General features: G+C 61.8%; 15 protein-coding genes. 7 read left to right on the forward strand and 8 right to left on the reverse strand.

Annotation, left to right across the window (positions count from 1 at the left end; translation table 11 throughout):
- Nucleotides 1-141 precede the first annotated feature (141 nt).
- Entirely contained in the window at nucleotides 142-1,140 is a 999-nt protein-coding gene (locus tag ACMVPR_RS10150; protein ID WP_416882770.1) for a LacI family DNA-binding transcriptional regulator, read from the forward strand.
- Here the strand turns inward: ACMVPR_RS10150 and ACMVPR_RS10155 are convergent.
- The 3 genes from ACMVPR_RS10155 to ACMVPR_RS10165 are packed head-to-tail and all read right to left on the reverse strand — an operon-like array spanning nucleotide 1,137 to nucleotide 4,345.
- Nucleotides 1,137-2,297 (reverse strand): Gfo/Idh/MocA family protein, encoded by a 1,161-nt coding sequence (locus ACMVPR_RS10155; protein ID WP_416882771.1) that lies wholly within the window; start codon nucleotides 2,295-2,297, stop codon nucleotides 1,137-1,139. The genes ACMVPR_RS10150 and ACMVPR_RS10155 overlap by 4 nt on opposite strands.
- 42 nt (nucleotides 2,298-2,339) lie before the next feature.
- Nucleotides 2,340-3,230, reverse strand: a complete 891-nt coding sequence (locus tag ACMVPR_RS10160; protein ID WP_416882772.1) for a TIM barrel protein — start codon at nucleotides 3,228-3,230, stop codon at nucleotides 2,340-2,342.
- Entirely contained in the window at nucleotides 3,227-4,345 is a 1,119-nt protein-coding gene (locus ACMVPR_RS10165) for a Gfo/Idh/MocA family protein (RefSeq protein WP_416882773.1), read from the reverse strand. The genes ACMVPR_RS10160 and ACMVPR_RS10165 overlap by 4 nt, the downstream gene beginning before the upstream one ends.
- Nucleotides 4,346-4,427: 82 nt before the next feature.
- Here ACMVPR_RS10165 and iolC point away from each other — a divergent pair, with 82 nt between their 5' ends.
- The 4 genes from iolC (at nucleotide 4,428) to ACMVPR_RS10185 (ending at nucleotide 7,699) form a co-directional block, all read left to right on the forward strand.
- A complete protein-coding gene (gene iolC / locus ACMVPR_RS10170; RefSeq protein ID WP_416882774.1) occupies nucleotides 4,428-5,405 on the forward strand; it encodes a 5-dehydro-2-deoxygluconokinase in 978 nt (325 codons plus the stop codon).
- 11 nt (nucleotides 5,406-5,416) lie between these two features.
- Complete coding sequence (locus tag ACMVPR_RS10175) at nucleotides 5,417-6,256, forward strand: 5-deoxy-glucuronate isomerase (RefSeq protein ID WP_416882775.1); 840 nt, start codon at nucleotides 5,417-5,419, stop codon at nucleotides 6,254-6,256.
- Nucleotides 6,253-7,077: a class II fructose-bisphosphate aldolase gene (locus ACMVPR_RS10180; protein WP_416882776.1), complete on the forward strand. Its 825-nt coding sequence runs from the start codon at nucleotides 6,253-6,255 to the stop codon at nucleotides 7,075-7,077. Before ACMVPR_RS10175 ends, ACMVPR_RS10180 begins: the two co-directional genes overlap by 4 nt.
- A gap of 205 nt (nucleotides 7,078-7,282) precedes the next feature.
- On the forward strand, nucleotides 7,283-7,699 hold the full coding sequence (locus ACMVPR_RS10185) for a VOC family protein (protein ID WP_416882777.1): 417 nt from the start codon (nucleotides 7,283-7,285) through the stop codon (nucleotides 7,697-7,699).
- An 18-nt stretch (nucleotides 7,700-7,717) separates the two neighbouring features.
- Here ACMVPR_RS10185 and ACMVPR_RS10190 read toward each other — a convergent pair whose 3' ends face one another.
- Genes ACMVPR_RS10190 through ACMVPR_RS10200 form a run of 3 tightly spaced genes read right to left on the reverse strand, consistent with a single transcriptional unit; the run spans nucleotide 7,718 to nucleotide 9,937 of the window.
- Complete coding sequence (locus tag ACMVPR_RS10190; RefSeq protein WP_416882778.1) at nucleotides 7,718-8,521, reverse strand: 3-methyl-2-oxobutanoate hydroxymethyltransferase; 804 nt, start codon at nucleotides 8,519-8,521, stop codon at nucleotides 7,718-7,720.
- Between the two features lie 2 nt (nucleotides 8,522-8,523).
- Nucleotides 8,524-8,832, reverse strand: coding sequence for a MocE family 2Fe-2S type ferredoxin (locus ACMVPR_RS10195; RefSeq protein ID WP_416882779.1), 309 nt, complete (start codon nucleotides 8,830-8,832; stop codon nucleotides 8,524-8,526).
- A 25-nt stretch (nucleotides 8,833-8,857) separates the two neighbouring features.
- Nucleotides 8,858-9,937, reverse strand: coding sequence for a fatty acid desaturase family protein (locus ACMVPR_RS10200; protein WP_416882780.1), 1,080 nt, complete (start codon nucleotides 9,935-9,937; stop codon nucleotides 8,858-8,860).
- Between the two features lie 142 nt (nucleotides 9,938-10,079).
- On the opposite strand from ACMVPR_RS10200, the gene ACMVPR_RS10205 reads away from it, so the two are divergent.
- A complete protein-coding gene (locus tag ACMVPR_RS10205; protein ID WP_416882781.1) occupies nucleotides 10,080-11,111 on the forward strand; it encodes a LacI family DNA-binding transcriptional regulator in 1,032 nt (343 codons plus the stop codon).
- A gap of 367 nt (nucleotides 11,112-11,478) precedes the next feature.
- Nucleotides 11,479-21,543 (forward strand): Hint domain-containing protein, encoded by a 10,065-nt coding sequence (locus ACMVPR_RS10210; protein WP_416882782.1) that lies wholly within the window; start codon nucleotides 11,479-11,481, stop codon nucleotides 21,541-21,543.
- Here ACMVPR_RS10210 and nagA read toward each other — a convergent pair.
- Entirely contained in the window at nucleotides 21,518-22,669 is a 1,152-nt protein-coding gene (nagA, locus tag ACMVPR_RS10215; RefSeq protein WP_416882783.1) for an N-acetylglucosamine-6-phosphate deacetylase, read from the reverse strand. The two genes, ACMVPR_RS10210 and nagA, sit on opposite strands and share 26 nt — an antisense overlap.
- Nucleotides 22,666-23,697, reverse strand: a complete 1,032-nt coding sequence (locus ACMVPR_RS10220) for an SIS domain-containing protein (RefSeq protein WP_416882784.1) — start codon at nucleotides 23,695-23,697, stop codon at nucleotides 22,666-22,668. Before ACMVPR_RS10220 ends, nagA begins: the two co-directional genes overlap by 4 nt.
- Nucleotides 23,698-23,776: the final 79 nt, after the last annotated feature.

The following is a 23,776-nucleotide window of genomic DNA, read 5'->3' on the forward strand; positions in this document are numbered from 1 at the left end:
CTCCCAACGGTGGAAGACATCACTTCATCACAAATGATGTCTTTTCGGCAAGAGCGCATTTTTCGGCCGCACGTTTTGCAACCTGTTGCAAAATGCTGCAACGGCGTTTCAAACTGACCCAGGAAAAAGGAGCCCGCACCGATGCCCATCACCCTACAGGACGTTGCACTTCGGGCGGGCGTTTCGAAATCGGCAGTTTCCCGCACCTTCACACCGGGTGCCTCCGTGTCCGCCAAGACCCGCGCCAAGGTGGAGGCGGCGGCGAACGATCTGGGCTATATGCCCAACGTGCTCGCCTCCAGCCTGACGACGGGGCGCACGGCACTGGTGGGGTTGATTTCGAACAACTTTACGAACCCCTATTTCCTTGAAATCTTCGATCTTTTCACGCGCGCTCTGCAAAAAGAGGACCTGCGTCCGCTGCTGATCAACCTCAGCGCCGAAGAGGACGCCAGTCGGTCACTCTCGATGCTCCGTCAGTACAATGTGGACGGCGTGATCGTCGCCTCATCAACCCTGCCGCCCGACTTTGCAAAGGTGTTCCACGATGCGGGCATCCCCGTTGTCCATGCTTTTGGGTGGTCGTCGGACACACCCGGAACGGGGCGTGTGAGCATCGACAACACCGAGGCCGGGCATCTGGCCGCCGTCACCCTGATCGACCGCGGCTACCGGAGGGTGGGCTTTCTGGGCGGTCCACAAAGTGCCGCGACAACATCCGACCGGCTGGACGGGTTCTGCGCGGGACTGAAGGCGCATGGCCTCTCGCCCGAAATCCAGTTTGCCACCGCTTATTCCTATGACGCCGGACGCGTCGCCATGACCCGAGCGCTGGACGCGGCACCGCAGGTCGAGGCGTGGTTTTGTGGCGATGACGTGATCGCCATCGGTGCGATGGATGCCGCAGTGGCGCAGGGCCGGCGCATCCCGGATGACCTTGGGCTGATCGGACTCAACGACATGCGGATGGCAGGTTGGGATCGCGTCGGGCTGACAACCATTCGCCAGCCCGCGCCTCAGATCGTGGCGGCCTCGGTCGATCTGATCCGCAAGGGGATTGCGGATCCTGCGACCTTGCCGCAGAGGGTTCTGCTGCCCTGCACGCTGGTCGAGCGCAGAACCCTTCGCGCCAAACCCTAACCGCGGAACATCGGTGGGCGGGCGTCGACCCAAGCCCCCTGTGCCTTGCCGCTTTCTGCTACCGCAAAGACCGCCGCCATGGACCGCAAGCCGTCTTCCGCGCGCGGATAGAGGTTCGCCGCCGGGTCCATCGGTCGACCCTCTTTTTCCGCCCGGATCGCTTCGGCCAAATCAGCATAGATATTGGCAAAGGCGAGCGGCATGCCTTCTGCGTGTCCAATGGTGACACGGCTGGTGCGGTCGGCCTCGGGCGACAGGTTCGCCTCACCCCGTTCGATCACTTGCAAGCGTTGGCCAAGCGGCATGTAGTAAAGCTGGTTCGGCTGTTCCTGCGCCCAGCGCAGCCCACCCTTTTCGCCGAAGACCTGGATCGAAAGACCGTGCTGGTTGCCCAGCGCGATGGACGAGGTCCAGAGCCGCCCCACCGTGCCGCCATCGAAACGCAGGTTCAGCATCGCGTCGTCTTCGAGCACCCGGCTTTCAATGCAGCTTACCGTGTCGGCACTCAGGCGGTCGACCTCCTGCCCGATGACGAAGGACGCCATATGCAGCGCGTGGATGCCGCAATCGGCAAACTGCGCGCTGACCCCGGCCTGTGCCGGATCATACCGCCACCGCACACGCGGATTGTCGGCATCGGCGGCATCGGCGTGATGGCCGTGGGCAAACTCGGCCTTCACCAGCCGGATGCGTCCCAGATCGCCCCGCGCCACCATCGCGCGCATGTGGCGGACAAGGCTGTAGCCCGTGTAGCCATAATTCACCGCACAGATGCGCCCGGTGGATTTCGACAGACGCACGATCTCTTCGCCCTCTTCCACCGTCATGGTCATGGGCTTTTCGCAGAGCACATGAAACCCGGCTTCAAGAAAGGCCTTTGTGATCTCGAAATGGGTGGCGTTGGGGGTGGCGACCGTCACCAGATCAACGCGGTCATCACGGCCTTTTTCGCCCGCCAGCATCTCGCGCCAATCGCCATAGGCGCGGTCCTCGGCCAGGCCCAGCCGCTTGCCGTAGTCGCGCCCGGCATCGGGCCGGTGATCCAGCGCACCCGCCATGAATTCGAAATGCCCATCAAGCCCCGCGCCCAAGCGATGCGCCGGGCCGATCTGGCTGCCTTCGCCGCCACCGATCATGCCCCACCGAAGCTTTGCCATTCTGTTCGTCCTTTCGTGAAACGCCCTGAGCCTGTGCCCGGATCAGAAGCCGATAGAGGTGAGGTACTCGCGGTTCGCCCGCGCATCGTCGATGGGCCGCACGTCGAGCGTCGGATCGCAGTCCTGTTCGACCGTACACCAGCCATCGAAAGCCGCATCCAGCAGCACGCGGCGCACCGCTGGAAAATCGACATCGCCTTGCCCGAGGTTGCAGAAGATACCCTGCCCGCAGGCCTTGTAGAAATCCGTGCGGTTGGCGACGACATCCGCCTTCACCACCGGATCAATATCCTTGAAATGCATGTAGGAAATCCGGCCGATATGGCGCTGCATGAACGCCACCGGATCGAACCCGGCATAAGAGTGGTGCCCGGTGTCGAAGCAGATCTTGAGCAGGCTCTCATCGACCTCGTTCAAGAGCCGTTCGAGTTCCGGCTCGAAGTCGATAAAGCCCCCGGCATGGGCGTGGATCGACGGGATCAGACCGTACTCCTCGGCCCCGATTTTCGCGGCGGTTTCAATGCGCTGCATAAAGGCGCGCCATTCATCCGCGCCCATCTGCTCGGCCTCATCGGCCCGGCCAGCGGTGGGCGCACGGCGGGGCGAGATCGAGTCGATCAAGACGAAATGCTGCGCCCCATGCGCGGCGAGCGCCTTGGCCGTTCGGTTCACACCGTCCAGCACATCGTCCCACTTGTCCGCGTCGTGGAACGGGCGGAACACCACGCCGCCGATCAGCTCCATCCCGAATTCCGACAGCGCTTCGCCCAGCTCCACCGGGTCTTCGGGCATGAAACCCACCGGCCCCAGTTCGATACCGGTATATCCCGCCTCGGCGCAGTCGCTCAGAACCTGCCGCCAGGGCGGGTTGCGCGGGTCACCTGCGAATTCGACACCCCAGGAACAGGGAGCATTGCCGATGCGGATGGTCATTCTGTGGTCTCCTGAAAATCGCTGACGTTGGTCCACCCACCACCCTTGGCAGAGGCGTGAATGGCTTCGATCACCTCGGCCACCGCAAGCCCATCGCGGAAGGTGGGCCAGACGGCTTCTCCGGTGTGGATAGCGGCGAGGAAATCGCGGGCTTCGATGATGATCTGATCCTGATAGCCGGTGCCATGGCCCGGCCCGAGGCAGAACGGCAGATAGTCGGGATGGGCAGGCCCGGTCAGGATTTTGCGGAACCCGCGCGTCGCCTCCGGCCCTTCGGCCAGATAGAGCCAGACCGCGTTCTGGTCTTCCTGATCAAATCGGATCGCGCCCTTCGTGCCCATGATTTCGTAGGCATAGCCCATCTTCCGGCCCGTCGCGATGCGGCTGGAATAGATGTGACCCATCACGCCCGACGCGAACCGCACCATGATCTGCGCATGATCGTCATTGTCGACGGCACCGCCCGGGCGGGTGCTGTGCACGGTTTCCAGATCGGCGCAGACCTTGGCCACCGGCCCCATCAGCGCCAATGCGGCGTTGATCGGATGCGGGGCGAGGTCCCCCATATTGCCATTGGCCAGCCCCGTGCAGCGCCAGTTGAACGGGGTTGTCGGGTCAGACAGAAAATCCTCGGTATGTTCGCAGCGGAACCATGTGACATCGCCGATGGTGCCTTCGGCCAGAAGCTGGCGCACGAACTGGCTGGCGGGGGTTCGGATGTAGTTGAAGCCAATCATGTTCGGAACACCAGCCGCCTCGGCCGCGCGGACCATCGCGCGGGAGTCCTCCAAAGTCTCGGCCAAGGGTTTTTCGCAGAGCACCGGCTTGCCCAGCGCGATGGCGGCTTCGGCAATGGCGCGGTGCGTGTCCTGCGGGGAGGCGATTACCACGGCGTCCACCTTGGGATCAGAGACCAGCGCCTGCCAGTCGGCGGCGGCGCGGTTGAAGCCAAAGGCGGCGCGGTAGCGTTCCGCGCTTTCGGGTGTCGACGCCGCGACCATCTCCAGCCGGGGGCGCAAGGCCGTGTCGAAAACCGCACCGACGGACGCCATGGCCACGGCATGCGCCTTGCCCATGTAGCCCCCGCCGACAATGCCGATTCCGATCTCGGACATGCCATTCCTCCCGCATCTTGCAACCGGTTGCAAAATCTGTATCGTCAGCGCGAAACCGGTGCAACTCAAATTGCGTGAGACCATGAAAGATCTGGCCCGACTGCACGGCAAAGGCTTCCTCGTCATCGGACGCGCGGGGATGGATTTCTATGCCGACCCGCCGGGGACCCGGCTGGAGGACGCGGTGCAGTTCACCGCAGCCTTGGGGGGATCATCGGCCAATATCGCCGCTGGGCTGTGTCGGCTGGGGTGCGATGCGGCGCTGGTCACTTGCGTGTCGGACGATGCCATTGGGCGTTACTGTCTGAAACAACTGGACAATTACGGGATCGACCGCCGCTTTGTCCGGTCGGTCGGGGGTGAGGCGCGCAATTCGCTTGCGGTGGTGGAAACACGGATTGAGAACACGCAATCGGTGATCTACCGCAACAACGCCGCCGATTTCGCAATGACGATGCAGGATGTCGAGGCCCTGCCCTATGCCGGGTTCTCGGCGTTGATCACCACGGGCACGGTGCTCGCCGCAGAGCCCTCGCGCAGCGCCACGTTCCACGCGTTCGAGCGCGCCAATGCTGCCGGGGTGCCAGTGATTTTCGACGTGGATTACCGGCCCTATTCCTGGGCTTCGGCGCAAGAGGCGTCTGACGTCTATTCCCGTGCGGCAACGCTGTGCGACATCGTCATCGGCAATGATGTAGAGTTCGACTTCATGGCCGGAGCCGAAGGCCAAGGGCTTGAGAAAGCACGGTCTTTGATCGGCGACGGCGCGCAGATTGTCGTCTACAAGATGGGCGAATTGGGGGCGATCACCATCACACCAGAGGGCGAGACGCGCACCGGCATTTATGAGACCGAGGCTCTAAAACCAACCGGCGCGGGCGACAGTTTCATGGCTGGTTTTCTGGCTGCTCTGTCCGACGGTCAGCCAATTGCCGAAGCGGTGCGCCAAGGCTCTGCGGCCGCCGCCATCGTCGTGTCGCGGGTGGGCTGCGCGCCTGCCATGCCGACCCCGGACGAACTCACCGACTTCATGGCGCGTGCCGTCATGCGCTCTGCCTGAGAGGAGGCTTTATGCACATCCCCCCCCATGACAACGGCAACAAACCGATCGTCGATGTCGATCACCCGCTGGTGCCGCTCAACTACTTCAACATCGTGAAGCTGAAGCCGGGTGAAACGTACGATTACCGTCTTGAAGCGTACGAAACCTGCATTGTGCCTGCTACCGGGACGGTCACGGTCGAAACGGCGGGTGAGACCTTTGCCGATATCGGTCATCGCGGCGAGGACGTGTGGGATGGTGATCCCGAAGGCGTCTATGTGCCGACCGGATCAGGGGCCCGGATCACCGCGCGGACAGAGACCGAGGTGTTCATCGCCGGTGCAAAATTTGCAACGACGTTGCAACCCTTTGCAATCCGCAAGGATGACTTGGACCTCGTGCAATACGGCAGCGACGACACCAAGACCCATCGCAAGATCAAGCACATCCTTGGCGCGAATCACCATGACCGCGTTGGGCGGTTGTTGGTGTCGGAACTGTTCACCGTGGGCGCGGGCGGCTGGTCTGGCTTCCCGTCGCACAAGCATGACACCGACCGCCTTCCGGACGAGACCCGGCACGACGAGACCTACAATTTCCGGTTCAAGCCGAATTACGGCTCGGGCCTGCAAATGCTCCAGCGCGTCGATAACGAACCGGGGGACGCGTATCACATCATGGATCGCTCCACCGTGCTGATCGACAAAGGGTATCACCCCTGCTGCGCGCTGCCGGGATACGAAATGTATTACTTCACCATCCTTGGCGGGCTGTCGCAGCGGTCGCTCAAGCAGTATTTTCAGCCGACCCACGCCGAGCAGTTACACACGGTCCCCGGCATCATGGACATGGTGGCCAAGTTCAAATGACCCGTGCGACGCTGGCCGAGGTGTTGCAGCCCGCGCTTCGGGATGGATACGCGGTGGCGGGGTTGGTCTGCCTTGGCTGGGAGGACGCCCGCGCCTATGTCGCTGCCGCCGAAGCCGAAGGTGCGCCGGTGATCCTTCAGGCCGGACCGGGCGCGCGCGCGCATATGCCCCTGCCCGTCTGGGCTTCGATGTTTCACGCCTTGGCGGATGGCGCTTCGGTACCGGTGGTGTCCCATCTGGACCACGGGACCCGCGTTGCAGAATGCGCAGAGGCGATTGCGTTGGGGTTCACATCGGTGATGTTCGACGGCTCGCGCCTGCCCTTGGAGGAAAACATCGCGCAGACGAAGGCCATTGTGGAGATGGCACACCAGGCCGGTGTGTCATGCGAAGGCGAGATCGGGTTTGTGGGCTACGCGGACGGTGCGGAGTTGCACGGAACCGACTCGGACGAGGCAGCTCGTTTTGCGGCGGAGACCGGCGTTGACGCGATGGCGGTGTCCATCGGCAATGTGCACCTGCAAACGGATCAGGTGGCGCAGATCGACCGCGACAGGCTGGCCCGGATCGAAGCTGTGACGGACGTGCCGTTGGTGATCCACGGGGGGTCCGGCTTGCCGCATGACCTCCGCCAAGACCTCGCGCGGACCAGTGCGATCTGCAAGTTCAACATCGGCACGGAGTTGCGGATGACCTTCGGCGGGGCACTGCGAGCGAACTTGGCAACGCGACCTGATGTGTTTGATCGGATTGCAATTTTGTCGGCGGTGGAGGAACCGTTGACAGAGAAAGCGCGTGAGGTGATCCGGGGGTTGCGCTGATCCTCCGACCTTCCTGTCTGTTCAGCTTCGAACCAGCGTCGCGCCCGAACCGAGGGGTGGGCGAGAAGCGCCCGCCCCGTGGGGGCGGTTCGGGCGCTGCCTGTGCATAGCACAGGCATGGCGCACTGGATTTAGAGAACAGTCCTTCAATCCTTTCGAAAAACTGTCATGCTGGCAGCACTCGACCCACCAAAGGACCACCCCTATGATCGCCTATGTCACCGTTGGTGCAGATGACATCGACCAGGCCAAGCGGTTCTATTCGGCGTTCCTCCCTGCCCTTGGCTATAGCATGACCCAAGGCTCCGAGGGGCTGAGCTTTGCTCTGCCGGTGCCGCCGGGAGAGGCCCCTGTTCACCCGGATTTTTATGTCAAACCGACGTTCAATGGGCAGCCCGCCTCGGCCGGGAACGGGACGATGGTGGCGTTCGAGGCCGCCGATCAGGTGCAGGTCCGCGCACTGCACGCCGCCGCTCTGGCGGCAGGTGGGTCGAATGAAGGCCAACCGGGGTTTCGCGCCTCTTACGGTCCGCGCTTTTACGTGAGCTACCTCCGCGACCCGCAGGGCAACAAGATCGCGCTGTTTTCGAGCAATCCGAACGATCCCAGCCGAGACGACTGAGACCGGACGAAATCGGCGTCAGCCCTTAACCGCCGCACAGAAGGCATCGAATTCGCTGTCGGAGATCGGTACGCAATGCTCGGGCGCGGGATATGCGCCGGTTTTTACATCTTCGACAAACTCTCCAAAGGCCGCGATGCGTTCTTTTTGCAAACGCGCGAATTCTGCCGCAAAATCGCGGTAGCGTTTGGCATGGCGGGGCTGTTTGTTGGTCCCATGGCCCAGCACATCCTCGGCAAAAAGGTATTGCGCATCGGCATGTACGCCGGCGCCCATACCCAGCATCAAAAGCGGCGAATTGCGTGCGATCATTTCGGCCACGCGATACGGCACCACTTCAAGCTCGGCGCCGAAACAGCCGATCTCTTCCAGCCGTTTGACATGATCCCAGACCGCCTTGGCGCTGTCCGCCGTCTTGCCCACCGCCTTGAACCCGCCAGTCCAGGTGCATTGCGACGGGATCAGCCCAACATGCGCGACGACGGGAATGCCGTTGTCACAAAGCAGTTTCTGGATATCGAGAGAGGCCGAGCAATAGACGCAATCGCCTCCGGTCTGCATCGCGGCGTGGGCAGCGCGCAGGTAGTCTTCGCCAGTGCAAAGCGCACCGTAGAGCAAGCCGACCTGCACAAAGCAGTCCCCCGCCGCCGCGCGCATGTCGGGCGTCCAGAGTGGCGCGATGATCGACAGCATATCGATCCCGGCAGCGGCCGCGGCGCGGGCTTCATCCGGCGTTTCGACAAAGAGCATCGTCAGCTTTTCGCCCCGCGCCTTGCGCGCACGCAGGTCAGCGACCGTGGGGCGGTTGTGATAAAGGCCCACGGTCACACCTCGATCAAGACGCGGCCGCCTTCGACCTTGGTTTTGTAGGTCTTAAGGTTCACGCAAGCGGGGGCGCGTTTGGCCTCTCCGGTGCGGTAATCGAAGGTGGCGTTGTGCTTTGGGCACTCGATCTCATATTCCATCACCAGCCCGTCTTCGAGATGCACCTGCTCGTGCGTGCAGAGGCCGTCGGTGCAGAAGTAGTCACCGTCCGGGCTGTGGTAGATGGCAAAGGTGCGATCCTCGTGATCGAAGCGGATCAGGTCTTCTTCGTCGATGTCATCGGTCGCACAGGCGTCGATCCAGAGCATATCATGTCCTTGATTTGTTATCAGGTTATTCGGCGGCAGCGCCGAGCGCGGCTGCGTGGAGATCCTCGCGGTAGGGTTTCGCGGTGGGCGGCAGATCGCGTTTCAGGAACACGTCCTCATAGGCCAGTTGGCGGCGCAGCACGGGCAGGATTTCCCTGTAGGCCTGCCACATGGAGGTGTTGGCGGCTGGCAGATCGTGCTTGATCGCCGCATGCAGGTCGGGGAGCCGGTGATAGGGTACCATCGGGAACATGTGGTGTTCGACGTGGAAGTTCATGTTCCAGTAGATGAAGCGCGACACCGGATTGATATAGACGGTGCGCGAATTCAGCCGGTGGTCGGTGACATTGTCGGCCAGCCCTGCGTGCTGCATCACACCTGTCAGCACATGATGCCATGCGCCGTAAAGCCGGGGCAGACCGATCACCATCAGCGGCAGGATCGACCCCATTGCCAGCGCCAGCGCGATGGTCGCGGCATAGATTGCCACCCAGACACGGGCGATGCGGATCAACTTGGGCTGTTCCTGCTCTGGGATATAGCTGGCCTCTTCCGGGTGAATGCGACCGGACGCGTTCAGGAGCATGCGTTTCCAGCCGTCATACGCGTCGAAAATCCCAAAGAAATTCATCACGATGCGGAAGAGTGCAGGCGGGCGCATGGCGACGATCTCGGGGTCGCGCCCGACGATGATCGTGTCGGTGTGGTGGCGCGCATGGCTCCAGCGCCATGAGACCGGATTGCGCACCATGCAGAAGCTGGCGATCTGGTAGAGCCAGTCGTTGTAGTGGCGCGTCTTGAACGCCGTGCCGTGGGAACATTCGTGCCAGCGCGAGTCCATCGCCGACCCGTAGAGCAACCCGTAAGCCAGCCAGAACGGTGCGCTCCACCACGAGGGCCACAGGGCGATGCCGATGGCGGCGAAGACGATCATGCCGGCGAACAGGATGAACGTATCGCGGATCGCCGGCTGATCCGACCGCTGCATCAGCTCTTTCATCTGCTTGCGCGGGATGTCGGTGTGATACCACTCCGCCGCCGCAAGTCCGGTTTCGACGGCCTGACGGGCATTCGGCCCCAGCAGGGAATAATCGCGTTTTGCCATGATCCTGAGCCCTTCAGAACATCCGTTCACAGGCAGGCTACCGGATGCCGTTTCCCGGACAAAGAGATTGCCGGAAATATCACATCAGTTTACATCAGCTTGCAGATCGGAAATGATCAAATCACATCAGTTCTGGTGAGTGATGGCCCGAAGACCGACCCTTCAAGACCTTGCCCGCGCGGCAGGTGTCGGCACCGCGACTGTGGACCGGGCCTTGAACGGGCGTGGCAATGTGTCGGCGCGCAGCATCGCCGCAATTGTCGAGGCGGCGAAACGGATCGGCTACCCCCTGCCCGCCTCTGCACCTGTCAACGCCCCCAATGCAAAACCAAGGTTCGATTTGGGATTTGTGCTGCACAAGCCGTCGCAATCCTTCTACCAGCGTTTTGCCCACGAGATCACGCGGGCCTGTGCCGAAAGGACCGAGGCGCAGATCACTCCGCATCTGAGCTTTTCGCCTTCGCAGGCACCGGATGATTTCGCCAAGGCGATAACGGACTCGGCCAGCAAAAGTCAGGCTGTGGCGGCAACCGCGATCAATCATCCGACCCTGTCACGGCTGGTGGACAGATTGACAGAGGACGGCATTCCCCTTTTCCCCTTGCTGAACGATTTCGCAGGCCGGTCCGGTGCGGGTTATTTCGGGCTCGACAACATGAAGGTGGGGCGACTGGCCGGCTGGATGATGGCGACGCAGTTGCAACGGCCCTGCCGGGTTGCCGTCATGGTCGGCGGGGCGCGATGGCACGGGCAAGGCCTGCGCGAAACGGGATTTCGCAGCGCTTTGCGCGAACACGCGCCGCAGATCACCGTGGCGGATACCAGTGTGAACCTTGAGACACGGCAGGTCACCTACGAGGCGACGCTCGACCTGCTGCAGCGCCATGCGGATCTTGCCGGGATTTACGTGGCCGGGGGCGGCATGGAAGGTGCGATCGCCGCACTTCGCGAAGCCCGACCGCCGGGGAAAGTGTCACTGATCGTCAATGAGCTGACCGAGGACAGCCGCGAAGCGCTTGCGGATCGATATGTGACAATGGTCATTGCAACGCCGCTTCAAACGCTCTGCCGCGCCCTTGTCAGACACATGGTCGACCGCGTTGGAAAAGGCCCGGAGTTCAGCAGAGAACGGCTGTTTTTCGAACCGCTGATCTATCTGCCTGACTCTGTTTGACTGCCCCCAAAACGTTGATGAGGTAAGCTTGTTTGGCTGATTGTTTCCAGAGAACAATCAATTCTTCGATTTTCGAGCATTGTTTCCAAATCATACCCTGTAAGACCACAGGTCCGCCAAAGTCATTCAGAAATGTGGCCGCAATTCCCGGATAATCAGGAGTTTGGGGAAAATCCATGATTGTCCGGTTGGATGACGATCACGGCTGCACCCCGTCTAAAAGACCTGACCGGGAGCACAGTCGATTAATGAGTGGTACGAAGTCTTGCTGCAAAGCGACGCGATACGTTTCGCAGTCGTTGTTAAGAGTGGCCTCGTTTCCGTCGTTAACTGCTGTACACGCTTGCATGCCTGAGGAAATTTAACGATGGCCACGTATTTTGTAACGACAGGCAACTGGAACTCGATCGCGTTCTGGTCAGGCATCACGCAAACCTCCTCCGGTCACACGCTCGATTTTTCGGGGTTGGATGCGACATATTCGGTCACCGTAGACCAGTCGACCGGCGTCGTTACCATTGTCAATGGCGCAACCACATTTACGATCGGTGAAGCTGGCGTCACGGGGGTGAGCGTCAATTTTGGCGGCACCACGCTGCTTGACTATTTCACCACCATATCCGGTGCCCAAAGTGGCGACCGTGTTACCGGAACGGCCCTGAATGAAGTTCTTGATGGCAATTCCGGCGATGACCGCATGGAAGGTCTTGGCGGCAACGATACGCTGTATGGCAATGCAGGGGCGGATCAGCTCGACGGCGGTGACGGAGCCGATGTCATCTATGGCGGCGCGGATGGCGACGAGCTTTACGGCGGCGCCGGGGCAGATCAGGTCTTCGGCGAGTCCGGCAACGATACGGTCGACGCAGGGTCAGGTCAGGACTTTGTCGACGGCGGAGCCGGAGCGGACCTGATCTTTGGCGGCGCAGATGCAGACCACCTTGAAGGCGGCTGGGAGGACAGCAGCGCCGATACGATCTTTGCCGGGTTGGGCAACGACCTCGTGTTCGGCGGCGGCGGCAATGACCAGCTCTATGGCGAAGAAGGGTTGGACTGGATCGACGGCGGCTACGGCGCGGACTTCGTGGATGGCGGTGCTGACGACGACCGGATCGTGGGCGACAAGGACAATGACACCATCTTGGGCGGCAGCGGAGCCGATATTCTGACCGGTGGTGCTGGCAGCGATTCACTTCAGGGGGGTGCCGACAACGACTCCATCTGGGGCGCAGTCGGAGACTTTGTCGACGGTGGGGAAACCGGGATCGACAGCGACGTCCTGAATGTCTCGAACGTGTCCTCGATCAACTACACGACTGCGGAATCCGGGACCGTCTTTTTCAACGGCGGCGGATCGCTCAGCTTTACGGGTATCGAAACCGTCAACATCCTGTCGAACAACTACATCGTCGAAGGCACCGCCGGCGCTGACGAGATTGGCCAGTTCTATTTCGACGCCGATGGCGACTGGGTTGACAACGACGATGCTCTTGCAGGTGGAGAAGCCGACAGTATCCGGGCCGGTGCAGGCAATGACACGGTTTGGGCCAATGAAGGCAACGACACCATCCGCGGCGATGACGGCAACGACCTGATTTACGGTGGTGGCGAGAACGATGTCATCTATGGCGGTGACGGCAATCTTCTGACCGCCGATGATCCGACCGGTCGGGACACCATTTATGCCGGCTGGGACAATGACTTTGTCTACGGCGAAGCGGGCAACGACGTCATTTATGGCGATGCCGGCATCGACACGCTGAGCGGCAATGAAGGCGCTGACGAGATCTACGGCGGCGATGGGGCGGACAGTCTACAGGGCGGCCAGGGGAACGACACTCTTGCGGGTGGCAACGACGGGGACAGCATCCTTGGCGACGGGCAGTGGTATGACACGACGCTCTATGCCTCCTCGGGAAGCACCAGCACGACACTGGAGGTCGCGAACTCGGCCGACGGCCCGATCCAGCTGTGGTGGATCGACTTTTCCGGGGCAGAGATCTTCTACGTGACGATCCAGCCGGGCGACTCCGCCTTCATCTTCACCACCGAAGGCCACAACTGGGTTCTGCGGGACGAACAGGGCAACTATCTCGAGTTGTTCTCGGCGGGCACCAACACGGTTGTGACCTACGGGGCGGAGGGGCTGAACGACAGTCTCAGAGGCGATGCCGGCAACGACACGATCTTTGGCCAGTTCGGCAATGACTCGATTGATGGCGGCGCAGGCGATGACAGTCTTGTCGGTGGCACGGGCAATGACACCCTGATCGCGGGCAACAACACAGGTGTGGGCGACACGCTGATCGGTGGAACCGGCGACGACGTTCTTTACGACAGTTTCTGGAATGCCACGCTGGACGGTGGCGACGGCTCTGACCTGTTCCATGTCGGCTTTGGCGCGGCCACGGTTACAGGCGGCGACGAAGGCGGCGACAATGACACCCTGTCATTTGCCGACGCAAACGACGCAGCGACCGTCATCCTCAACGCCAACGAGGCCGGTTTCTACAACGACTCCGATGGAGACAGCGGCACCTTCACAGGCATCGAGAGCTTTGAGCTGTCGTCCCGCAACGACTTTCTTGACGGGGGCACCGCCACATCAAGCATCACTGTCACCGCTGGAGCGGGCAATGACACGGTGATCGGTGGCCTTGGCAGTGACACGCTGACCGGCGGTGACGGTATCAACTATCTGACCGGCGGCGATGGCAATGACAGCCTTGTCGGCAATGCAACGGATTTGAGCAGTTTCACCCAGATGGAAGGTGGTGCCGGAGCGGACACAATCGACGGCACCGCGGGAACTTACGACATTGCGAGTTACTACAATTCCACAGGCGCGGTGAATATTGACCTGACCGATGCATCTGTTGAGGCGGCGGGCGATGCAGCGGGCGATGTGCTCACCGGGATCGAGCAGATCGACGGCTCGAACACCGGCAATGACACAATCATTGGCGACGCTGGGGTCGTGCAGATCAAGGGTTGGGGCGGCGATGACAGCATCACGTTGAACAACGTGATTGGCGGGATCGCCGAAGGCGGAGAAGGCAACGACACGCTCGCGGGGGGTGTCGGCAATGACTCCATCTTTGGCGGCGCAGGCAACGATTCGGTTCAGGGTGGCAATGGCAACGATCTGATCTCGGGTGGCCAAGTTAGCGCAGTCATCCTGAACGGCGATTTTTCCGCCGGAGCCGCAAACTGGACCGGGGGTGCGCAAGGCATCGAAACCGGCCCGGAAAGCGTGTATCTCGGCAATGGTTCGACCAATATCGTGGCCGAGATCAATGTCTCGCCCGCCGAGATCACCACGCTCTCGCAAGACTTTGCCGTGTCCGCACCTGGCTCGGCGACACTGTCTTTCGATGGGGTCCTTCGGAACACAGGCGAACTCGGGATTGATGGGTACCGTGTCGAAATCCTCAACTCCCTTGGCTCCGTCGTCGCGGCGAGGTCCGTGGTTCCGGACACAACATGGCAAAACTACACGCTCGACGCGCTCTTTCAGGACGCCGGCACCTACACGCTGCGGTTCACCGAATTCGGCGGCTCTGACGGGTCTGGCGGCCTGCTGGACAATGTCCAGTTTCTAACCGCAGCCGACAACGACACGCTAGATGGCGGGTCTGGCAACGACACGATTTACGGGAATTCCGGCAACGACCTGATCACTGGCGGTGGTGGCGCGGACTCGGTCTTTGGTGGCGACGGCAGTGACACCCTTGATGGCGGCGAGAATACCGACACCGTCGACGGCGGCGCGGGCGACGACACCATTCTGGCCAGCACGGGCGCGAACGAGGTCAATATCGGCGGCACCGGTATCGACACCTACGATATCGGCAATTCGAGCGTCTCTGGTGTGGACTTCAATGTCGTGCTCGACGGCACGGGCACGCTTGGTGTCAGCTGGACCGGCATCGAGAACGTCACCGGCGGCAGCGGCAACGACACCGTGGTCGGAAATGCCGACGCAAACGTGCTGATCGGCAACGCGGGCGCCGACGTCCTGTCGGGCAATGACGGCAACGACACACTGGACGGTGGCGCAGGCAACGACACCATCGCGGGCGGTGCGGGCGACGACTTCATCGACGGCGGCGATGGCAACGACAGCCTGACCACCGGTTCAGGGACTGACACGGTCTTTGGCGGCGCGGGCAACGACACAATTCGCAACGGCGAAGGCGATGACAGCCTTGTTGGTGGCACCGGAGACGACCTGATCATCGCGAGTGCCGGCAACGACACGCTGGAAGGCGGCGACGGCAACGACACGCTGGACGGCGGCATTGACAATGACAGCATGTTCGGTGGCGCGGATGCCGATACGTTCATTGTCAACGATGGCTTCGGCCAGGATACCATAGCTGGCGGCGAGGCCACGACCTCTGGCAATGATTTCGACACCATCGACCTGAGCGCGGTCACCACATCGGTTACCGTTGATTTCGCAGGGGCCGAATTCGGTAGCATCGATGATAACGCCAGCACTGACACGATCACCTTTACGGAAATCGAACGGCTGATCCTGACCGATCAGGCCGATATCGTGAACGGCGGCGCTGGGAACGAGAACATCGAAGCAGGTGGCGGCGACGATACCGTTGCAACCGGAATCGGTGATGACAGCATTCTTGGCGGTGCGGGCAATGACAGCCTGATCGGCGGCGACGGCAATGACACCGTCGATGGCGACGCGGGCGACGACTATGTCGCGGCCTTTACCGGAAACGATCTGCTGCTTGGTGGCGATGGCAACGATACGATCTTCTCGGTGGGCGGCGGCAATGACACGCTGGATGGCGGGGCCGATGCCGACCTGATCTCGATCCAGACGCTCAGCGATGTCACGGTCACAGGTGGCGAGACAACCACAAGCGGGCAGGATCTGGACCGGCTGGAAGTCGGTGGCTCAACGCCGGTGACCCTGACCGTCGGCGGCGCAGAAAACGGAACGATCACGGGTGCAGGAAGCACCATCACCTATACCGAGATCGAACAGGTCTATCTCGGGTCAGGTGCTGACACGATCAACGCAGGAACCGAGAGCGCCACACTCTATATCGACGGCCGCGAAGGTGACGATCTGTTCAATGCCTCGGCAACCACGGGCGACAACACGCTCGAAGGACAGGCTGGCAACGACACGATCTTTGGCGGCAGCGGCAACGAGTTCATCGGCGGCGGATCCGGCAATGACCAGATCTTCGGCGGTGCAGGCAACGATTTAATCCAGAGTGGCGGCGACGCGGATACTGTCGAGGGCGGGCTTGGGAACGACACCATCGTCGGCGCACAGGGCGACGACCTGCTGGATGGCGGCGACGGCACCGACCTGATCTTTGGCGACGACGGCAACGACACGCTCATCGGCGGCACTGGCGTCGACACGCTGATCGGCGGTGGGGATGCAGACACATTCGTTCTGACTGACGGCTCCGGCAATGATTCAATCCAAGGCGGTGAAACCGTATCCACGGGAAGCGACTCGGATACGATCGATGGCTCGGCCGTCACCTCGAACATGGTTGTCCAGTTCGACGGGAACGAGTTCGGGACGATCATCGCAGGCGCTGATACGATCTCTTTCTCGGAAATCGAAAACGTCTTCGCGGGCAGCGGCGACGACACCCTGAACGCGGCACTGGACACCACCGGCGTCGGACTGTTCGGCTTTGGAGGCGACGACACGATCACCGGCGGTGCCGGAGCCGACTTCATCGACGGTGGCGCCGGTGCGGACACGGTCTTTGGTGGCGACGGCAACGACACCATCAACTTTGGCAGCGGCGATGACAGTGGAACGGGTGCCGCGGGCGACGACAGCCTCGACGGCGGGGACGGCAACGATACGATAACCGGCGGTGCCGGCAATGACACGCTCATCGGTGGCAGCGGGGACGACTCCCTGTTCGGCGCGACACAGGCCGACACTCTTAGTGGCGGTGACGGCAACGATACACTGGATGGTGGTCTGGGCGCGGACTTTCTGTCTGGTGGGGCAGATTCCGACACGTTCCGTTTGACGGACAGTTTTGGAAACGATGTCATCGTCGGCGGCGATACGTTCACGACCGGAGCCAACTACGACACGATTGATCTGACGACCCTGTCGAACGCTGTCAGTGTGGTTTTCACGGGCCAAGGCGCGGGCACGATCACCGACAGTGTCACCGGCGACGTGATCACCTTCTCGGGGATCGAACAGCTGATCCTGACCGATGGCGATGATACGGTCGATGCAACGCTCGATGACGGCTATACCTATATCCAGACCCTCGCCGGCAACGACTTCATCCAGGGCAGCCCGGGCAATGACGTCTACGACGACGAGATCTTTGGCCCCAACGGCGCGGGGAACGATACGTTCATCGGTGGCGATGGCGCGGATCAACTCTGGGGCGGAACAGACCAGGACAGCCTTGTCGGTGGTCTTGGCAATGACAGCCTTTATGGGCAGTCCGGCGATGACACGCTGCATGGCGGCGCGGGCGATGACGTTCTCGAAGGTGGCATCGGTGACGACAGTGTCACAGGCGGCGACGGCGCCGACCTGATCACGGAATACAGTTTTGGCGGAACCGTGGTTGCAGACGGCGCCACGGCGACAGGCACAAACAGCAACGACGCGTTTGTCTTTGCCGGAGCTGCGGGCACCTCTGCGACGATCATCCTCGACGATGGCTCGGGGACGGCAAATGACGCCGACGTCGAATACGACACCGTCTTTGTCACCTCTACCGGCGACGCGGCGAGCCTGACCCTCGAAGGGTTCAGCTATGGCACCGACCGAATTCAGGTGTCCGAACCCTGGACGGGCCTCGCGTCCTCGGAGATTGCATCGGGCCATCATCAGGTCACCGTCACTTACGAGAACGGCAATACCCAGACCTTTGACGTCTTCCACGACAACGGAACCGATTTTGACCCCACGTTGGTGATGTTCACCTATGCGGGCAATGACACGCTGGACGGCGGCGCGGGCAACGACACCATTCTTGCCGCCTATGGCGACGACTCCATCTCGGGTGGAACGGGCGACGATCAGATCAATGCTGGCGAAGGGTCCGACACTATCGGTCTTGGCGACAACCACGGTGCGGACACGATCGTGGGTGGCGAAGATCCGGACGGGACCGACCGCGATTGGCTCGATCTCTACGAGAACGGCACAGGCCAGGGCGCGACGGTGCTCTATACCGGCAACGAGGCCGGGACCGTCGAATTCGATGGCACCCCCGGCGTCGTCAGCACCTTCTCCGAAATCGAGGTGATGGACGGCACAAACGAAGCCGATCTGATCAACGCGAGCGTCACCACCAGCGGTGTCGAGGTTTACGCCAACTTGGGCGATGACACCGTCATCGGCGGCAGTGGAGCGGACACGATCTACGGCGGAATGGGTGCGGACAGCCTCGAGGGCGGCGGCGGCACCGACATTCTGACCGGCCAACAGGGCAACGATACCATTCTGGGTGGAGCCGGAAATGACACCCTCACCGGCAATGAAGGCGCGGATTCACTGGAAGGTCAGGATGGCGATGACCTGCTGATCGGCGATGGTCCAGCCAGCACAACCGGCGGCCAGTTCGGCATCTTTGCCTTGGCAAGCGCCGGGACCACAGGCATTCTCAACAATGGCACCTTTGTCTTTGACAGCAGTGCCGCAAGCACGAATGTGCAGGTCACGGATGATGAGACTGCCTTCGAGGACCTCAACTCAAGTGCAGGCAGCACTCTGGATGCAGGGTCACCGCAGGTCCTGACCGCAGACATCACCATCGGGTCGACCACTTATCTCGCGGGCACCTCGATCCACGCGATTGCCCAGTCCGACATCGTGAACGAAACGACGGGCGAAACGGGCAATGCCTGGCTTGTCCAGCTGGGACCAACTCAGGCGGGCAACGTCTACTGGTCCTTCGACATCGCTGTGAACAACGGGGATCAGATCACCTGGACCTCGTCCAACACTCCGGGTGTTCAGGATCAAATCTACGCCAACACAACGGGTCTCGAGTATATCGACCTCGTGCAGGCCGATGGTCAGTTCCTGCCCTCGAATGACACGCTGGTCGGTGGGATTGGCAATGACACACTGATCGGCGGCGTGGGCGATGACAGCCTCGTGGCCGGTGACGGAGCCGACTCGATCTCGGGCGACGGCGGATCGGACTTGATCGACGCGGGCACCGGCAATGATACCGTCGACGCCGGTGACGGCAACGACCTGGTCTTCGCCTGGACTGGCGATGACAGCGTACTTGGTGGCGCGGGCAACGATACGGTCTTCGGTCAGGATGGCGACGACACCCTCTTCGGCGGCGCAGGAAATGACTCCCTCGACGGTGACGATGGTCTGGCGGGCGCGGATTCCATCTTTGGCGAAGACGGCGATGACACGATCATCGGCGACGGTGGCAATGACACGCTGTCAGGTGGCACCGGCAATGACCAAATCTTCGCGGGCGCGGACAACGACAGCGTTACAGGCGGCGACGGCAACGACCAGCTTTTCGGCGAAGGTGGCGATGACAGCATTGACGCAGGCGCAGGCAACGACACGATCCTTGGCGGCGATGGCAATGACACGATCATTGGCTTTGAAGGCAACGACAGCGTCGAAGGTGGCGCAGGTGATGATGTCATCAACACCCGCACCTCACCGGGCACGGGCCTGCCGGATGAAGGCTATGGTGCGTCAGGCAACCCGCTTTACTACCCCGGCGATGCGGATGCGTTCAACGACCGCGACACGGTGTATGGCGGGTTCGGCAATGACAGCATCCTGACGGGCGACGACAACGATCTCATCTTCGGCGATGACGGCAATGACTCTGTGGATGCGGGCTTTGACGATGACTTCGTCTCGGGCGGCGCGGGCGCAGACGTACTTGAAGGCAATGAAGGCAACGACACCATCGAAGGTGGCGCCGACGGCGACCTGATCTATGGGGATGTGGCGCCGACCAACCCGGATTACCCAGTATTCGCGTTTTATGATCTGCCCAATGACGGCACCGATCTTGCGCCCAACAACAATGCAGACAGTCTTGTCGGCGACGACGGCAACGACACGATCTACGGTCAGGACGACAATGATACGCTCGAAGGTGGTCTGGGCGACGACTATCTCGATGGCGGCAATGACAACGACTATCTCGACGGGGCCGAGGGCGCGGATACGCTGATTGGCGGAGCCGGGAATGACACTCTTTCGGGAGGCAACGACCTCTCGGCAGACAGCCTGGATGGTGGCACGGGCAATGACGACCTGAGCGCCGGAGATGGCAATGACACCCTTCTCGGCGGGGATGGCAGCGATACCCTCTTCGGTGGCGGCGACAACGACCAGCTTGACGGTGGGTCCGATGACGACACGCTGGACGGTTGGACCGGTAATGACACGCTCACCGGCGGGCTTGGCAATGACCTTCTCATCGGCAGCGACGGCAATGACACGTTTGTTTACGGGGCCGGCGATGGCACCGACACGATCACCGATTTCAACTTCGGCAACACCGGCACGCTGAACGACGGTGACATCACCAACAACGACCGGATCGACCTGTCGTCCTTCTATGACGACATCTGGGAACTGACCGCTGACTTCAACGATGACGGTATCCTGAACCAGTCGAACAGCACCCTCCTAGGCGGAACCGTCGATTACTCCAACAATGCCAGCTTTGGCAGCGGCGGGCTGGTTTTCGCGGGCGCGACCGGTGACAAGAGCTCGTTCACGACCGAGAACACGGGCGTGGTGTGTTTCGCCTCTGGCACCCGGATCCTGACAGCCGATGGCGAACGCCAGATCGAAACGCTGCGCGTCGGCGACCGGATCGTCACCCGCGACAACGGCATCCAGACCCTGCGCTGGATTGGGCACCGTCACCTTGACGCGACTGATCTGGCCCGCACGCCCAAGCTGCGCCCGATCCTGTTGTCACCCGACCTGACCGGAGGTGATGCGCCGTTGATCGTATCCCCTCAACATGGGGTGCTGTTCAATCTTGACGGAGAGGAGACACTGGTCCGGGCGACACATCTGGCCAAGATGGAAGGTGGAGCGGCGCGTGTGATGAAAGGCCGCCGCGAGGTGACGTATTTCCACATCCTGTTCGAAGACCACCAGATCGTGTTCGCCAATGGCGCGCCGTCGGAAAGCTTCTTTCCGGGCAGTCTCGCAATGTCAGCCCTGCGGAATGAGGCGCGGACCGAGATTTTCGAGCTCTTCCCGGAGCTGCAGAACAAGGATGCAGAATTGGGCTATGGGCATAAGGCCCGCAACGTTGCGCGGTTCTCGCATCTGCCTGACCACCTCAAGGCGCTCAAGTCGCGCAATCGTCAGCGGTTCGTGCCCGGTGGGGCCTTTCCAACCCAAGCGACGGCTGTCACGCCACTGAGAGCCGTGTCGTAGCGGCACCTGTCGGGACGGTGGGTGGAAGGTAATTCACCCACTGCGTTGACGCCTCGATCACACCCAGCCCCCCCTTCTCGCGCAGCAGCGCAGTTGGGGTTGCGGTGGCACGGGTCACCGCCCGTTCCAGGCTGTCGCCCACCTGCCCCACCATGACATCCAGCGCCGTGGCCATATCAAGATCGGCCCCGGCCAGTGTGCCATCGGCCAGCGTCAACCGCCCGTCTTTGCGGAACACCTCACGCCCGCTCAGAACGAAACGGTCGATCTCGGACCCGGCAGGTGCCATCGCATCCGTGACGAGGAACACCCGGTCGGACCGGGGTTTGGCGGCCAGCGCGATGCGGATGCTGGCCGGGTGCACATGCACCGCATCCGCGATCAGGCCGGCGAAAACATCCTCGCGTTCCAAGGTCGCGCCGACAAGACCGGGTTCCCGGCTGCCCAATTGGCTCATCGCATTGAACAGATGTGTGACGCAGCGCACGCCCGCATCGAACGCAGCGTGGCAGGTGGCGCGGTCGGCATCCGTGTGCCCCAGAGACAGGATCACCCCCGCGTCGGACAACCGCCGCATCTGATCAAGCGTCACGCTCTCGGGCGCCACTGTCACCATCAGGTTCGGCAATCGCTCTGTCGCGTCGATCAGCAGCGCCATGTCGTCGTCGGTCATCGGACGGATCAGCGCCCCGTCATGGGCCCCCTTTCGCGCCACCGACAGATGCGGGCCTTCGAGATGGAGACCGATGATCCCCGGCACACGCTCTGCGACAGCCGCTGCAACCGCGTCGATCGCCGCGCGGGTTGCAGTGGGTCTATCGGTGATAAGGGTTGGCAAAAACGCCGCTGTGCCAAGTCCTTGATGTGCGTCCGCGATGGCCCGCAAACCGTCCACCGACGGCGCATCGTTGAACAAAACACCTCCACCGCCATTGACCTGCAAGTCGACAAAACCGGGGGTGATCACACCCCCCTGCAATGTCACTCGCTCGTAAGCCGGCGGCACTTGGGCATCGGGAACAATCCGACAGCCCTCGTCTTTCGACATCAACAGGCTGTGGCCAATGACAAGCCTTCGTCCGTCATGAATCTGCGCACCGCTATAGGCCTTGCCGCGAGAGGTCATCTGGTTTCCGTCACTTTCTTCAGGTGGCGCGGTGTGTCCGGGTCGATCCCGCGCGATGTGGCGACCTGTTCAACCATTGCATAGAAACTGGCGATCAGGGCAATCGGATCGGTCAGGGAATGGCCCGTGCGCTCCGTGGGCAGCGACGTGGCATGGCGAACCTGCGGCGTGGTGGCGAACACGGTCGCCCCCTTCTGCGCAATCGCGTCCGCCACATCGGCCAGTGCGGTTTCCGCCTCGTCCGCGGCGGCGAAGGCGATCACCGGAAAACCGCTATCAACGATGGAGACCGGACCGTGCAGCACCTCTGCCGAGGAATAGGATTCCGCGTGGATTTGGCAGGTTTCCTTGAACTTGAGCGCCGCCTCGTTCGAGATCGCGTAGGCTGGCCCCCGGCCAAGGCAGTAGATCGAGTTGCGGTGTCGCAAGGCTGTTTGGACCATCGACCAGTCCATCGCGATGGCCCGTTCCAATCGGTCCGGCAAATCGCAGATCGCGGCGCAAAGTGCTGTATCTGCGGCCCATTCGGACAGTAGCCAGATGCCGGCCACGGCCGAATTGACGAAGGTTTTGGTAGCCGCAACGCTCAACTCCGGTCCAGCATGGAGGTTAAGGGTATGGTCAGCCGCCGCTGCCAAAGGGCTATTGGGGTCATTCGTCATCGCCACGGTCAACGCGCCACCCGCCCGCGCCATGTGTGTCATGTCAACGATGTCGGGGCTCTTGCCGGATTGCGACACAGACAGGCACACGCTGCCGGAGAGCGCCAATTGCCGCTTGTAAATCGATGCGATTGACGGCCCGACCGAGGCTATGGGTGTACCAGTCAGAAGTTCTGCCGCGTATTTCAGATAAGTGGCCACGTGATCGGATGACCCGCGCGCGACACTGATCATGAAGGCTGGGTGTCGCTCGCGGATCGCGTCTGCCGCCCGGCGGATGTCATCGCCGCCATGATCCAGAAGCCGCTGTACGGCGACCGGGATTTCCAGCACCTCGCGTCGCATCTGGGTTTCAACATGGGGCATCCTGCGACCTTTTCCTGCGCCGGAGTCGTGCTCCGGCCCGTGAGGCCAGTAAGGCCGCAAGGCGCAGTGAACCGCAAGC

Origin of the sequence: Marivita sp., assembly GCF_048006345.1 — a bacterium.
Lineage (GTDB): Bacteria > Pseudomonadota > Alphaproteobacteria > Rhodobacterales > Rhodobacteraceae > Marivita.

Bases quoted from the DNA above. Each gene is read 5' to 3' on its own strand.
- ACMVPR_RS10210 (WP_416882782.1), top strand. From the start codon at position 11,479: ATGGCCACGTATTTTGTAACGACAGGCAACTGGAACTCGATCGCGTTC.
- nagA (WP_416882783.1), bottom strand. From the start codon at position 22,669: ATGACCTCTCGCGGCAAGGCCTATAGCGGTGCGCAGATTCATGACGGA.
- ACMVPR_RS10150 (WP_416882770.1), top strand. From the start codon at position 142: ATGCCCATCACCCTACAGGACGTTGCACTTCGGGCGGGCGTTTCGAAA.
- ACMVPR_RS10180 (WP_416882776.1), top strand. From the start codon at position 6,253: ATGACCCGTGCGACGCTGGCCGAGGTGTTGCAGCCCGCGCTTCGGGAT.
- ACMVPR_RS10175 (WP_416882775.1), top strand. From the start codon at position 5,417: ATGCACATCCCCCCCCATGACAACGGCAACAAACCGATCGTCGATGTC.
- ACMVPR_RS10195 (WP_416882779.1), bottom strand. From the start codon at position 8,832: ATGCTCTGGATCGACGCCTGTGCGACCGATGACATCGACGAAGAAGAC.
- iolC (WP_416882774.1), top strand. From the start codon at position 4,428: ATGAAAGATCTGGCCCGACTGCACGGCAAAGGCTTCCTCGTCATCGGA.
- ACMVPR_RS10155 (WP_416882771.1), bottom strand. From the start codon at position 2,297: ATGGCAAAGCTTCGGTGGGGCATGATCGGTGGCGGCGAAGGCAGCCAG.
- ACMVPR_RS10160 (WP_416882772.1), bottom strand. From the start codon at position 3,230: ATGACCATCCGCATCGGCAATGCTCCCTGTTCCTGGGGTGTCGAATTC.
- ACMVPR_RS10165 (WP_416882773.1), bottom strand. From the start codon at position 4,345: ATGTCCGAGATCGGAATCGGCATTGTCGGCGGGGGCTACATGGGCAAG.
- ACMVPR_RS10220 (WP_416882784.1), bottom strand. From the start codon at position 23,697: ATGCCCCATGTTGAAACCCAGATGCGACGCGAGGTGCTGGAAATCCCG.
- ACMVPR_RS10200 (WP_416882780.1), bottom strand. From the start codon at position 9,937: ATGGCAAAACGCGATTATTCCCTGCTGGGGCCGAATGCCCGTCAGGCC.
- ACMVPR_RS10205 (WP_416882781.1), top strand. From the start codon at position 10,080: ATGGCCCGAAGACCGACCCTTCAAGACCTTGCCCGCGCGGCAGGTGTC.
- ACMVPR_RS10185 (WP_416882777.1), top strand. From the start codon at position 7,283: ATGATCGCCTATGTCACCGTTGGTGCAGATGACATCGACCAGGCCAAG.